12 protein-coding genes are annotated in these 13,658 nt (G+C 45.9%); 5 read left to right on the top strand and 7 right to left on the bottom strand.

Annotation, left to right across the window (positions count from 1 at the left end; translation table 11 throughout):
- Positions 1–15: 15 nt before the first annotated feature.
- From FN124_RS19510 to FN124_RS19490, 5 genes are all read right to left on the bottom strand, one after another.
- Positions 16–1,038: a mannose-1-phosphate guanylyltransferase gene (locus FN124_RS19510; RefSeq protein ID WP_142686429.1), complete on the bottom strand. Its 1,023-nt coding sequence runs from the start codon at positions 1,036–1,038 to the stop codon at positions 16–18.
- Between the two features lie 18 nt (positions 1,039–1,056).
- On the bottom strand, positions 1,057–1,569 hold the full coding sequence (locus tag FN124_RS19505) for a transcription termination/antitermination NusG family protein (RefSeq protein WP_142686428.1): 513 nt from the start codon (positions 1,567–1,569) through the stop codon (positions 1,057–1,059).
- A 102-nt stretch (positions 1,570–1,671) separates the two neighbouring features.
- Complete coding sequence (locus tag FN124_RS19500) at positions 1,672–4,023, bottom strand: GumC family protein (protein WP_142686427.1); 2,352 nt, start codon at positions 4,021–4,023, stop codon at positions 1,672–1,674.
- 3 nt (positions 4,024–4,026) lie between these two features.
- Positions 4,027–4,761, bottom strand: a complete 735-nt coding sequence (locus FN124_RS19495; protein ID WP_260607519.1) for a polysaccharide biosynthesis/export family protein — start codon at positions 4,759–4,761, stop codon at positions 4,027–4,029.
- A 199-nt stretch (positions 4,762–4,960) separates the two neighbouring features.
- Complete coding sequence (locus tag FN124_RS19490) at positions 4,961–5,680, bottom strand: response regulator transcription factor (RefSeq protein WP_142686425.1); 720 nt, start codon at positions 5,678–5,680, stop codon at positions 4,961–4,963.
- 333 nt (positions 5,681–6,013) lie between these two features.
- On the opposite strand from FN124_RS19490, the gene FN124_RS19485 reads away from it, so the two are divergent.
- Positions 6,014–6,730: a sensor histidine kinase gene (locus tag FN124_RS19485; RefSeq protein WP_142686424.1), complete on the top strand. Its 717-nt coding sequence runs from the start codon at positions 6,014–6,016 to the stop codon at positions 6,728–6,730.
- Here the strand turns inward: FN124_RS19485 and FN124_RS19480 are convergent.
- Complete coding sequence (locus tag FN124_RS19480) at positions 6,727–7,827, bottom strand: T9SS type B sorting domain-containing protein (protein WP_142686423.1); 1,101 nt, start codon at positions 7,825–7,827, stop codon at positions 6,727–6,729. The genes FN124_RS19485 and FN124_RS19480 overlap by 4 nt on opposite strands.
- Before the next feature lie 175 nt (positions 7,828–8,002).
- Between FN124_RS19480 and FN124_RS19475 the strand changes: the two genes are divergently transcribed.
- On the top strand, positions 8,003–8,953 hold the full coding sequence (locus FN124_RS19475; RefSeq protein WP_142686422.1) for a DUF6845 domain-containing protein: 951 nt from the start codon (positions 8,003–8,005) through the stop codon (positions 8,951–8,953).
- 63 nt (positions 8,954–9,016) lie between these two features.
- Here FN124_RS19475 and FN124_RS19470 read toward each other — a convergent pair whose 3' ends face one another.
- Complete coding sequence (locus FN124_RS19470) at positions 9,017–9,961, bottom strand: DUF6607 family protein (RefSeq protein ID WP_142686421.1); 945 nt, start codon at positions 9,959–9,961, stop codon at positions 9,017–9,019.
- Between the two features lie 264 nt (positions 9,962–10,225).
- Between FN124_RS19470 and FN124_RS19465 the strand changes: the two genes are divergently transcribed.
- The 3 genes from FN124_RS19465 to FN124_RS19455 all read left to right on the top strand — a co-directional run bounded on the left by FN124_RS19465 (position 10,226) and on the right by FN124_RS19455 (position 13,655).
- Positions 10,226–10,939, top strand: a complete 714-nt coding sequence (locus tag FN124_RS19465) for a pirin family protein (RefSeq protein ID WP_142686420.1) — start codon at positions 10,226–10,228, stop codon at positions 10,937–10,939.
- A gap of 138 nt (positions 10,940–11,077) precedes the next feature.
- Positions 11,078–12,619, top strand: a complete 1,542-nt coding sequence (locus tag FN124_RS19460; RefSeq protein WP_142686419.1) for a sensor histidine kinase — start codon at positions 11,078–11,080, stop codon at positions 12,617–12,619.
- Positions 12,597–13,655 (top strand): response regulator, encoded by a 1,059-nt coding sequence (locus FN124_RS19455; RefSeq protein WP_142686418.1) that lies wholly within the window; start codon positions 12,597–12,599, stop codon positions 13,653–13,655. Before FN124_RS19460 ends, FN124_RS19455 begins: the two co-directional genes overlap by 23 nt.
- Positions 13,656–13,658 lie beyond the last annotated feature (3 nt).

The following is a 13,658-nucleotide window of genomic DNA, read 5'->3' as shown; positions in this document are numbered from 1 at the left end:
TGATTGTGTTTATGTTTAAAGCAATTCCGGGCGGTTTTCCCTTACCCATTGATGCAGTTGTTTAATATCCTGACCACTGCCTTTCTGCATGATGAGCAGTGCGCTTTCCGTGTTCACCACCACCATGTTCTCCACACCTACCAGGGCTACCAGTTTGTCTTTCCCGATCACTATGCTTTTGCGCGGATCGCTTTGAATAAATACTGCCTGGTGGTTCCTGTACTGGTAATGGTGTGAGAGGGCGTCTGCCAGCGCTTCATAGCTGCCTACATCGCTCCAGTCCATTTTACTGGGCACTACTTTTACGATATCGCTTTTCTCCAGTACAGCATAGTCGATGCTGTCAGCCGGTATGGCTTCCATGCTTTCCCTCGACAGCACACCGGTCTGCTTCCATTCTTCCGCTGCAATGGCAGCAGCTTCATAAATGGCCGGTGCATGCTTTTGCAGTTCCTGCAGCATAATGCCTGCCTTACAACAGAAGATGCCGCTGTTCCAGAGGAACCCGCCGGCCGCCAGCATAGCTTCCGCTACCGTGCGATCGGGTTTTTCCACGAAACGAAGTACATCGTGGCCGGAATAATTGATGTAGCCGAAACCGGTATCAGGACGCGTAGGTACCAGGCCAATGGTAACAATATGATTACCTGCAGCCAGCAGGCCGGCCGTTTCAATAGCCATGGCATATCTGTCTGGCGTACCAATAAGGTGATCTGCAGGTGTGATCAGCAATATGGTTTCCGGCGTCGTGGTGAAGGCTGCCAGGGCAATCGCTGCGGCGGTGTTACGGCCTACAGGTTCTGCCAGGCATACCGGGGCAGCTGCGCCGGCCTGTTCCAGTTGTTCCTGCACAATGGCAGATTGTTGCTCATTAACAATTGCCATTACTTTACCACAGGCAAAACGGTTCCGCCGGAAGGCCAGCTGTAAAAGACTATAGCCATCAAACAGGGTAAGTAACTGCTTGGGCGTTTGCTGGTTAGACAATGGCCATAACCGTGTGCCGGAGCCACCGCAAAGGAGAATATGCTGCATCATGGAATGATTGGTTTATGGTCAGTAATGATGTCCGTTAACGGTTTTATGTCCTGTGATCACGGTCATTTCCCTGGATGGCACCGTTGCTACCAGCATGCAGCCCAGGGTGCTCAGTTCCACCTTTACACGATTGCGGCTGATCTGCAGTATTTTGGCTGAAGTGGCCGTACGTTGTTGCTGTTCTTCTTTCGCCTGTATGGGAAACTTCTCCACAGACACGTCTTCATAATCCCGGATAAAATGACGGATCAGGGCTATTTCGTGATCCGGTATCACTGCCGGTTGCCCCAGCCAGTAAACAAAATTGATCACGTTGTCTGTTTCCTTTACCACCCAGCTCCTGCTTTCAGGAATATGCACAAATACGTAGGATGGGAAAAGAGGTTCCTGGATGATCTTACGGGCACGTACCACTGGTGTAGCAGGAACGTAGTGCTCCACCTTTTTTCGGGTGAAAAGGTCTGCCACTTTTTTTTCGCATTTGGGCCGGGTATATACCGCATACCAGACCGGAGGCTGTTCATTAAACATAGTAGCCGGTTTTAAGGTGATCGGATAGTTTTGTGCAGAATTTATAAAGGCAGGTACAGGCAATGTATTGCCCTTTGGTTATTTTGAGTGATTACAGCGTTGTTATTTTACGCTGCGTCTGAATAATCCTGGTTTCTTTGTTACTTCCGTGTATCCGTATCCGTTAATATCTCCATATCCGGACCCATAGCCATATCCTGCTACTCCCTGACGTTTGATACCGTTAAACACAATGTTCAGCTTTCCCAGTTCTTTATTCTGGTATAACTCCTCGATCAGTTTAAGGTAATTCTTCGGGGTACGCTGATGGCGCACTACATACAAGGTGGCATCACAATAGGGCGATATCAGGCGGGCATCGGTTACCAGCCCTACAGGGGCCGAGTCAATGATGATATAATCAAAACGTTCTTTCAGTTCATTCAGCAACCGCTCCAGCTCACCATTGAGAATAAGCTCGCTGGGATTGGGCGGCATTATACCAGCGGACAGGAGATAGAGATACTCATTGTCTCCCACTGGCTGCAGTATCTGCTGCAGGGTTGCCTTTCCAACAAGGTAGTTGCTAATGCCGGGGTCTGCACGCATGTTCAGCATTTTACTGACCATTGGCTTTCTCAGGTCAAACTCCAGCAATACTACTTTCTTTTTTGCAAGCGATAAGCTCATGGCCAGGTTAACGGATATAAAGCTTTTTCCCTCGCCTGATATGGAAGACGTGATCAGTAATGTTTTCCGGTCGCCGTTCAACCCTATGTAAGACAACGACGTTCTCAATGCCCTGAACTGTTCTGCCACAGCCGTTCTGCTGTTGTTGGACATTACTATCGCTTCTTTGCCGTCGTGGTACATGATCTCTGATGCAATAGGCGCGGTTGTTACTTTCTCAATATCTGCACGGAACATTACTTCACGGTTCATCATATCCTTCACCGACACGCATCCTGCCACCAGTGTCAGTGCCAGCAGTACAGAGATGCCGACCACCATTGGTTTCTGCGGACTAAAAGCATATGCTGCCGCCTCCGCGGCATCCACCACACGGCTATCTGATACTGCCGCTGCATATGCCAGTGCGGTTTCTTCTCTTTTCTCCAGCAGGAAGGTGTAGATATTATTTTTGATCACCTGCTGCCTGCTTACCTCCAGCAATGCTTTTTCTTTTCCTGGCACGCTGCGGATAATACCCATATTGCGGCTGTTCTCTGCCTGGAGGCGGGCCAGGCCGGCCTGAAGATTAGTGCGGAGGCTCCCGATATTCTCCATAATAGCGGGTTTCAGGCGATCTACCTGCCGGGTTAAACTTGCCAGCAACGGGCTGTTTTCACCGGTGGTTTTACGCAGCCTTTCCAGTTGCAGCTCCGTTTCAGAAAGCCTGCTTACCAGCTCCAGTAACACAGGATCAGATAAACCCAATGTACCCGGAACAATATTACCACCAGGGTTTTGGCTGGTAACGTATTTTTCAATGGCATCCAGTACAGATAGCTGCATATTGGCTTCGCTGATCTTGCGGTCATTTTCCTGTACGCCGGCAAGGAATATTTTACTTTGCTCACTGATATCAACAATACCCTGCGCGGTTTTGAAATGTTCCACTTCTGTTTCCGCCTGCCCCAGCTCTGCACTGACAATGCGCAGGCGCTCTTCCACAAACCGCATGGTATTGGCGGAGGTCCTGTTCTTATCTTCCACAGCTGCCTGGCTATACACACGGATCAGTTCATTCACAATATCTTCTCCACGTTCCGGTGCGGCATCAGTATATTCAAGATCCACTACACTGCCGGCTTTTGCGGCAGGCATAATTTTCATGGTAGCGAGAATGATCTGCATCCACGTTTTTTCATTCATGATATGCAGTACATAACCGGCGGTTGTATCTGCATGTTTGCCCTGCGCTTTGATAAACATCTTTCCCCAGCGCGTTTGTATGGTATCATTCAGCGGATATTTCTTACCGTCAATGGCTACACGTTTTTGCACAGGATCGTATGTAAAAGGCCAGTTGCCGGTAAATGCCAGCTGTATTGCTTCCGGTTCCAGGAAAATGAATTTCAGCGGACTGTCTTTATAAAGAACCACATCTCTGATCTTTCCTTTTTCTATTACTTCTCCATAAAGATTAAGATTCCTTATTACTTCTTTTGTAAGGGTACGTGATTTTAGTATTTCAATCTCATTCTCCATTACCGTTTTGTTGCCACCCATAAGATCAAGCGATTGCAACATATCACTGGCAGCAAGACCATTCGTAGCTTCCTGTACCAGGAGCACGCCGGAAATTTTATATAAAGGAGTAGCATAACGGATATAAAGAAAAGCAACTGCCAATGCTATTACTACCGCTCCTGCAAAAAAAGGCCAGTAAGGCAGATAGCGCGAGCGGATAATAGTAAGCAAACTCTGGGGAGTTTCCGCGTGCTGGATTTTATGTCCGTTAACTTTTTGCATAGCCTAATTATTAATAACTAACCGGTCGAGGATAATAACGAGTAAAGAGAGACTGCTGAGAATAATAGGCAGTATCTGCCGGGAACGGTCAGCCGTCGCTACTTTTGATTTATTGGGCTCCACATACAGGATATCATTTGGTTGCAGAAAGTAATAGGGAGAATTCAGGACACGCTTGTCGTTCAGATCGATGCGCCGTATAATCCGCTGCCCGTCTATCTCCCGGATCAACAGGATATTATTGCGTTTACCAAACACTGTTATATCACCCGCCATTCCCAATGCTTCCAGCACTGATATTTTTTCATTGGTTACATTTACTACGGTCGGTTTATTCACCTCCCCCAGTATAGTTACGCGATAGTTAAGAAACCTTATGCTCACCACCGGGTCTACCAGGAGTTTTCGTTCAACGAGCTGATCATGCAGGTATACAGTGAGTGCTTTCTTAGTAAGGCCGGTTACTTTAACAGCGCCCAGTATCGGGTACTGTATATATCCCTGTTCGTCTACCAGGAAACCTCCCAGCATAGCGCCGGCTCCTGCATTTGCGCCACCTGCACCGGAAGCGGAGGTCATATTGGATACATTATAGATGATCACATCCTCCGGGTTCAGACTGCTTACATTGATCTGTAGTATATCGTTCTTCTGGATACGGGGGTCCAAACTGCTATCTGATGGTAATAGCACCGTATCTCTCACATCATTGAAATAAACAGCATTTTTGGTTGACACGCACGAAGTAAACAAACAACTTAAGCATAGCAATCCCAATCCCATCCAGGTTAAGCAGGTTTTCAATATCATCGTATGGCATTTAACATCATCACTTACACTGTCCGTTCACCGCAATACAATATTACTTCAGAAGCAGGTGGCATTCAATTACTCAACACAGTACAAATGAGGATGATCGGCATGATGTCCTTACTTATCAAAGTAAGTTAGCATCCACAGCCATGAACATATCAAATAAATTAAAATCTGAACTAATTGCTTGAAGTAAGATAAAAAAGAGGGTGGTGAATAAATTATTTGAAAGAATTTTTGAGATTAATTCAGCTTTGGTTGAAACGTTTAGTTTAAAATACACTTTTTTCAGATGTTGGTTTACTGTAAACACGGTTACAAACAACTTGGCTGCCATTTCCTTATATGAGTAACCTTCTTTCAGAAGAGCCACCAATTCATATTCCCTGCGGGTAAGTTTGTCTTTGATACTTTCCAGCGGATCTTTATTAATATGAGTAATGAGTAAATGTGCAGCCCGTGGTGATAAAGAAGCGCCGCTTTGCACGGTATCCATCACCGACTGATAAATATCACTGAGGCGGCTGGATTTAATAACATAACCGCTGGCGCCGTTCTTTATGGCTTCAATAATGTATTGCTGCTCTTCGTGGCCCGACAATACGATCACCTTTGTATCAGGGTATAGCCGCTTTACTTCGCGGAGCCCTTCAATACCGGATATTCCCGGCAGGGTAATATCAAGCAGGATTACTTTCACATCTGGATAAGTAATGGGCAAGGCCATAAATTCCTCTATTGATTTACAGGCAAACATCACCTTACATTCCTGGAAATCTTCCAGGAACTCACGGTAATTACTTAGCAGAAAATGGTTGTCTTCTATGATTCCAAGGTTGATCATGGCAAAAAAGGGGTATGGTTCGAAATGATATGGTTTATTAAGATAATCTGACAGTAAATATAACTGTAAAAACGATAGCTAAATAGTATTAATTATTATTAATGTATTTCACGTTAATAAACAATGAATAATAAAATATAAGGTTTTTATCAATCAAATTATAAAATATTATATGTAGATAAATAATGAGCACATGTTAATTAAATAATACCAAATCATACTTTTTTAAAAATATAGATAAGTTTCGTATATTGTGTGCATAACCAGTATTTGTCCGCTAACCCGATATTCTTCGAAATAGGAACCTTATTCAGAATCAACCAAAATAAAAGTATGCTGAACGATATCAACAGGCATGCAGAAGACCAGAGATCGTTACCCGAAATGCGATCGGACCTTATAGCAATGGCTACGCATGAATTTAAAACACCGATCACCGCCATCTCATCTTCCATAGAATTACTGGAAACGAAAATGCAGCGGGACGAGTTAATGCTACCGTTTTACGAGCGTAACCTATCCCGGATTAAGGAAGAAATAGGCATCCTGAGCAACATGGTAGACGATATACTTGCTACCGGCAGCATGGTGGCCGGCAACCAGGTAGCCCAACCGGAAGAAACAGATCTGCCCGTATTTGCTACCATGATCCGGCAACAATATTTCAGTCGCCGTACCGACCAGCGGCAGCTTCGTATCAGGATATACGGGCGCCCCCGCACTATACTTATCGACAGGAGCCACCTCGCTGGCATTCTTACCAATCTCATTGGCAATGCTTTTAAATATTCTTCCGGCAATCCGTTGCTTAGCATACATTACCGGAAAAATAACCTATGCATCAAAGTAAAAGACAATGGTATCGGTATACCGGAAGCGGATATACGTTTTTTATTCACACCTTACTTCCGCGCCGCAAATGCACGCAGTAAAGAAGGCACCGGCCTCGGGCTTGCCATTGTAAAATCCTATGTAGCAGCCAACAACGGGCATATTACGGTAAACAGCGATACTACCGGTTCTCTTTTCATAGTTACCTTTAATTATTAACGGATCAGCGTTACTGTTCCTTTAAGCATATGCTGCCCGCCCCGGCTGTCGGTATAGGTACATATATATACATAAGCCTGCACTCCTGCCGGCATTCCTTTATAATTTCCATCCCATCCTGCTTCAGGTGCCTCAGCTGAAAAGACCAGTCCCCCCCATCTGTCGTATACCCGTAACCGGTAGTCATGTATGGCATCGTATACCTTTGGCCGGAACAAATCGTTTTGCCCGTCGCCGTTAGGACTGAATGCGCCGGGCATTACCACCATACAGTTTTTCCAGGGAGATTCAACTTTAATATTATCACCGGCGCTGTAATCATGCGCGTCTGCAATTTCCGCCATATGCATACCCGCTGCAAGCCCCGGGAAAACGCTGTCCGTTTGCCATTGCCCGTTGTCCAGGCGATACCTGTATGGGGGCGCTCCCCCCGATACATGCAGCATGATCCGTCCGTCGGCCACATCGCCACAACTGCAGGGCTTCACGCTGGCCTGTATCACCGGTGGTATGAGCGGATCAATAGCAGAAAGGTTGTCCATCAGCAGGGCAATACCATACATGCTTTTGTTACAGGGAGAAGTTGGATACGCCCAACAGGAAATATAAGCATAGTTATGATGTGGCCTGAGCACTGCATGGTACCGCCGCCAGTTTTCATGGGTAAAATTCCCCGACATCCATAACAGTTCCGCAGTATCACCAGGCGCATTACCTCCGAAAATGGCCATGTTGCCATAACAGGCCGGGTACAAATAATAAAGAGTATAGGCCAGATCCATGCTCAATATATAGGCGCTATCCTGCCTAAGCGGAACCGGTAATTGCTGTGCAATCCCCTCCAGGAAACCCTTCCCGCTGTGCATACCTATATAACTGTTACCTGCTGAAGGAGCCAGCAGGATCTCAAAAACGCCCGGCTGCGTATCCGGCGTACCATCTGCCACCAGCCAGTGAGCCGGGATAAGGCCTTTCCCGGTACGGCCTTCCAGCGAAGGGTTATTCAAGGATATTCGCTGTGCCTCCGCAGGCACATGCAACGCCAGAAACAGCCAGCAGCAAAGTATTCCACCTATAATCGAGAGATCTGAAAACATGCCGCCTATTTACCACGATAAAATTACCGGTTATAAAAATGACAGCATATACTCATAAGAGTAGTTTGTTACCCTACTTTTCTTTTGTTTTATGTGCCTGAAAAAATATCTTTGCCCACGTAAAAAGCCCCGGCACACCGTTGTGCCATTGTTTTAATCCGAAAAAATCTTTATCATGAAAAGATCCGTACTGTATTTTGCCCTGGGAGCCTCCCTGCTCACCACTTTTGTGTCATGTAATGAAACCGGCAAAAAAGACGGTAACAGTGCTTACGCGGATAAATCCGCATCATCAGCAAATGACGTGATTGAGTACACCAACCTGATCGTAGACCTGTCGAACAAAAACTCCGATTATGTAGAGCGCCTGGTAAACAATGCCGACCGCGTTACCGAAATGTTATCAGGGAAAGGCAATCCTACGTTTCTCAGCACTATTATCAAACCCGTAATGATCGGCATGATCAGTCATGGAAAGGTGAAAGTGGAAGAACCGGTAGATGCCTTAAATAAGGAAGATCAACAGTTCTTCAAAGAAAAAGTAGCCAGTTTTAAAGGCTCATTCGACAAATTAAAAACCACTTACACCCAGCTGGATGATTACCTGAGAGCACAGGACTATAAAGACGATAAAGGCGCAAAAGGCCTTGCACTGGCAGATTCTATCCGCAGCGGCGCCCAGGTGTTCTTCGAACAGAAAACCATCCTGATGAAAAGAGTGAGCGAAGTAGCAGACGCCAGTGAAGCCATCATCCTGAAAGACAGCCCTTTAAAAGATTATGTACTGGCCATGAAAGGTGATATGCAGGCAGTGCGTGATTACATTAACCTGCTTGGAGAAAACGGTGCGGACTTTACAAAAATCAGCGACAAAGCACAGGCAGCCTATGATGCCCTGGAAAAAAACCAGGCTGCACATGCCGGGCTCGATATGGCCAATGCTGCGAAAGAAAGCAAAGAAGGCTATTATAAGAGCTTCTACGACAGCTTCCACGACTTCCTCATCACTGCCAAAAGAATTATGCGCGATGCCAAAGAAAAAGGCCAGATGACGGACAGCCAGCTCGAAAGCCTCGACAGTGCACTCGATAGTATGATCAGCAGGTATAACAGCTTTACTAAGTAGGTTTTCCAAAAAAATAAAAAACCGCAGCCAGGAATGACTGCGGTGCTTTTCTTATCCACTCGTTTATCGTTGTAAACTCAACGCTGTATTATGCGAAAACTGTTGTAATGTAGCCGCTATGGTCTTTTCCAGTTCAGCGCCCGCCAGCTCTTTACGGAACGCTTTCTCCTCCAGTGCCAACATCACCTTATATAACGGTTCATTATTTACTTTCTTCTGCAGGTTAATTTCACTACTCTCACCATAGATCTTATCCCAGCTTTTGCGTACCACTGCCCAGAAAGATTTATGTTGCTCCCACCACTCTTTCGCCTGCCGGCATCTGCTTTCACCGGTGCGGTTGTAGGTGTTCAACCCCTTTTCTCCTACTATCACCTTATCCACACCATTGGCGCGAACCACCTTTTTGTTATCCTGCTCATGTATGGAACCCGTAGCAGTAATTTCATGATGGTTTACCCGGTGCAACACGTTATAGTCCTTGCGGGTAGTGTACTCCCTGCGAGGCAATGGCGCATCGGATGCGGCTTCCCAGTAATGACGGCCATCAGTGTGTACCCAGGTGGCGGAACCCTCGTAGCGGGGCTCATCATCCACGCCATATACCTTCTGCGACCACTGACCTTTTACCTGTGCAGCGGGCAGCGTTATCTTCTTCCACTGGTTATCCTGTGTATAGGCCAGCAGCTGCTGGTTCTCGTACTGCCAGTCTTCCGTCCAGTGCTTGATTACAAAACTATCTGCAATGAGCAGATGCTGCAATACAATACGGTGCGGATCTTCTGCAGCTACTGTTACATATTCAATAGCATCAACAATTTTATGATATCCTTTGGGTCTATAGCCGGTATCCGCCGGAAATGTTTCTGTATACTCAAAAGTCACCTCCTGGCAGCCGCACATACTTTTGATAGCAGCTTTGTCCTGTGCCAGTTTATCCCCTCCTTTCTGAGCGGATGCTACCAGCGTTGTGAATGTAATGATGATTAAAATGGAAATACGTTTCATAAAAAATAAAATGAGTGGTTAGCTGAAATTACGTGTGCCGTTAGACTGATAAGCAAACCTGAAATTATAATAGCGGCTGACAGAATTCTGGTCCGGTGCAGCCGGAGCGTCTTTATAATAGCTGCAAAAGTACGTGCATAAAAACAAGCGCCCTTACCAATTTGGGAAAGTTATTTACGAGATCCGGAAATTTGCATTTAACTTAGTTAACCCGGAAGACCACCGGTATGGAAATATTCTACATCAATACCTGATCATTAAATTATGAAAACAAAATACTTCCCCGCGGCCGACAGGGGCATTAAAGACATAGGCTGGCTGAAAAGTAATTTCTTTTTCAGTTTCAGCGATTTTTGCGATCCCATGCGCAGTGCTTTCGGAACCCTGTTCGCTTTTAACGACGATTATGTGGAAGCCGGTAAAGGATTTGGTATCCATCCGCATGTAAATATGGAAATCATTTCCATTTTACTGAAAGGAAAGATGAACCATAAAGATACCATGGGATACAGTACCGAAATAACTGCGCCCGCCGTACAGATCATGAGCGCCGGCAGCGGGTTAAGGCATGAAGAGTATAATATAGGTACGGAAGAAGTAAACTTCCTCCAGGTATGGATTGCTCCCAAACAACAAAACATTGCACCACGATACCAGCAGAGAAATTTCCCGCTGGAAAAAAGAAAGAACAAACTGGTAACGGTGGTATCAGGCGAGGAAGGAATGGAGCATTGCTGGATCAACCAGAATGCAAAACTGTCTCTGGGTTATTATGAACAGCCAACCAGCATTACCTATACTTTTAACCCGGTAAATAAATGCCTGTTCATTTTCTCCATTTCCGGCGGACTGAGAATACAGGAACAGGTGCTGCAGCCCCGCGACGCATTTGGAGTATGGGAAACCGGTGAAGTGATACTGCAGTGCGGGGAAAAAACCGAGTTCCTGATCATCGAAACACCTGTCAATCAAAAGTAAACGTGCTTAATACATATTAACTACAAACATATTATTACTTTTATAAAATATAACGTTCCTATTTTCTCATACAGGTAATTTATTCCGCCGGGAATCATTAAATTTATATAGCACCGCTCCAAAGGGTCAATTACCTGTATGATTAATATCTCTCAAAATAATTACATAGGTTTCGATGTACTCTTTAACCACGCCGCCACCAGTATACTGGTAGCTGACAACCAGCACCGCATCCTGATGGCCAACCCCTTCCTGCTTAACCAGTTTGGCTATACGAAAGAAGAATTAACGGGTCAGTTGGTAAGCCTGCTTCTCCCTCATAGCGGTAAAGAACAACAAGCCATACGGAAAAACGGCAGCCAGTTCCCTGCGGAAATAAGCCAGTCGGAGCACGCTACACCGGAAGGAATACTAACTATTATCCACATTACCGATACTACAGATCGCCGCAATGCAGAGATGACATTACGGGAGCTGTCGCAGCAGCGGAAAGAAGCTGCCGTGAAAGACAGGTCCCTTCAGCGGATGACCAGCTTCCTCAACAGTTTATGGACCAGCACCGGCGCTATGATCATCGTCATCAATAACGATGGCTTTATCAGGTGGTTCAATCCTGCTGCTGAAAGGATACTGGGATATAAAGCCAGCGAAGTAGTGGACGTATATACGCCCATGCTGTTCCATGATCCGGAAGAGGTAGCCCTGCGGGCAGAAGAATTTTCCGGACAGCTGAACCAGCCTGTTGCCCCAGGCATAGAAACCCTTATCATTAAAGCCAGGCTAAACCTGTGCAACGAATATGAATGGCAGTATATCCGGAAAGACGGCACCAGGCTCCCGGTATCTCTTACGGTATCCGCCATAAGCGATGCCAGCGATATTACCGGTTATATTGGTATTGCTATTGACCTTTCCCGCATTAAAATGGCCGAATCTGAACTGAGGAGCTCCCTGGAAAAAGAACGAGAGCTTAATGAGCTCAAATCCAGGTTTGTATCCCTGGCCTCCCACGAATTCAGAACACCACTCAGCGCTATCCTGTCTTCCATTTACCTGGTATCCAAATATGAATCAGATGATGATGTAGCTAAACGAAGCAAACATATCCAACGCATTATTTCTTCAGTGAATATGCTGACAGATATACTGAACGACTTCCTGTCTGTAGGAAAAATAGAAGAAGGAAAGATACAGGTACGCCATAGTGTTTTCGACGCCGGGAAACATATCAGCAACATCCTCGGCGAAATGGACGGACTTAAAAAATCAAAACAGAATATTTACTATGCCCACCATGGCGCGGCCCAGGCCTGCATGGATCCTACACTGTTAAAGCACATTGTTATGAACCTTGTATCCAATGCCATCAAATTTTCCCCGGAGGGGGCCATTATTTCCATCCGTTCACAATGCAGCGACGGCGCATTCCGTTTGTCCGTAAAAGACAAAGGGATAGGTATCTCGGTAGAAGACCGCCAGCATCTTTTTGAGCGGTTCTTCCGCAGCCAGCACGTATCCAACATCCAGGGCACGGGACTGGGATTACATATTGTAGCCAGGTATGCAGAACTGATGAACGGCTCAGTTTCCTGTGACAGCAGCCCTGAAAAGGGTACTGAATTTATTGTTACGGTTCCTTTCCCCAAAACTGATCATAATGGAAAAAATATTGCTGATTGAAGATAACCCGGCTATCTGTGAAAACGTAGCGGAAATCCTGGAACTGGCCAACTACCAGGTGCTTACCGCCACTAACGGAAAAGAAGGAGTGGCCATGGCGCTGGAACACCTTCCGGATCTGATTGTATGCGACATTATGATGCCCGTGCTGGATGGCTATGGCGTATTGCACATGCTGCATAAAAACAAAGCTTTGCAAACAACGCCGTTCATCTTCCTTACAGCCAAAGCAGAAAGAACAGATATGCGGAAAGGAATGGAACTGGGGGCAGATGATTATATCACCAAGCCTTTTGAAGGCACAGAATTACTCAGCGCTATTGAAAGCCGCCTGAAAAGATGCGCAGAGATCAAACAGGATACGGTAACCGGTTTGCATGGGCTCCAGGTACTGCTGTCTGCCAGTACCGGTAAAGATCCGCTTACCATGCTCAGGGAAGACCGCAACACCAATCATTATAAGAAGAAACAAAGCATTTATGCGGCGGGCAACCGCCCGGACTACCTGTATTACCTGCTGCAGGGAAAAGTAAAAACATACAAACGTAACGATGAAGGCAAGGAACTGATCATCGGTTTGTATAATAAAGGAGATTTCCTGGGATATAATGCCTTACTCGAAGGCGGTAATTACCAGGAATATGCCGAAGCTATGGAAGACACACTGCTGGCGGTTATCCCGCAAAAAGACTTTGAACAGCTGATCAGCAGTAACCCCGAGGTGCTGGGTAAATTCATCCAGCTGTTATCCAAAGAAATGGCAGAGAAAGAACAGCAGCTGATAGGACTGGCATATAATTCACTTCGCAAAAAAGTAGCAGAAGCATTACTGACACTCGACAAGAAATATAACACTGAAGGCAATAAACACTTTACGATTGATATCAGCCGGGAGAACCTCGCCGCAGTGGCAGGGGTGGCAAAAGAGTCGCTGATACGGACATTGGGCGACTTCAGGGATGAGGAACTGATTACATTAAAGGAGGGACAAATTGCCGTGCTATCTGTCAAAAAACTGGCAGCACTGGTTAATTAAGGG

Source organism: Chitinophaga polysaccharea, from assembly GCF_902150045.1.
Taxonomy (GTDB): Bacteria; Bacteroidota; Bacteroidia; order Chitinophagales; family Chitinophagaceae; genus Chitinophaga; species Chitinophaga polysaccharea_A.
The sequence above is the reverse complement of the archived record's forward strand: the minus strand, read 5'-3'. Positions and strand labels throughout refer to the sequence as shown.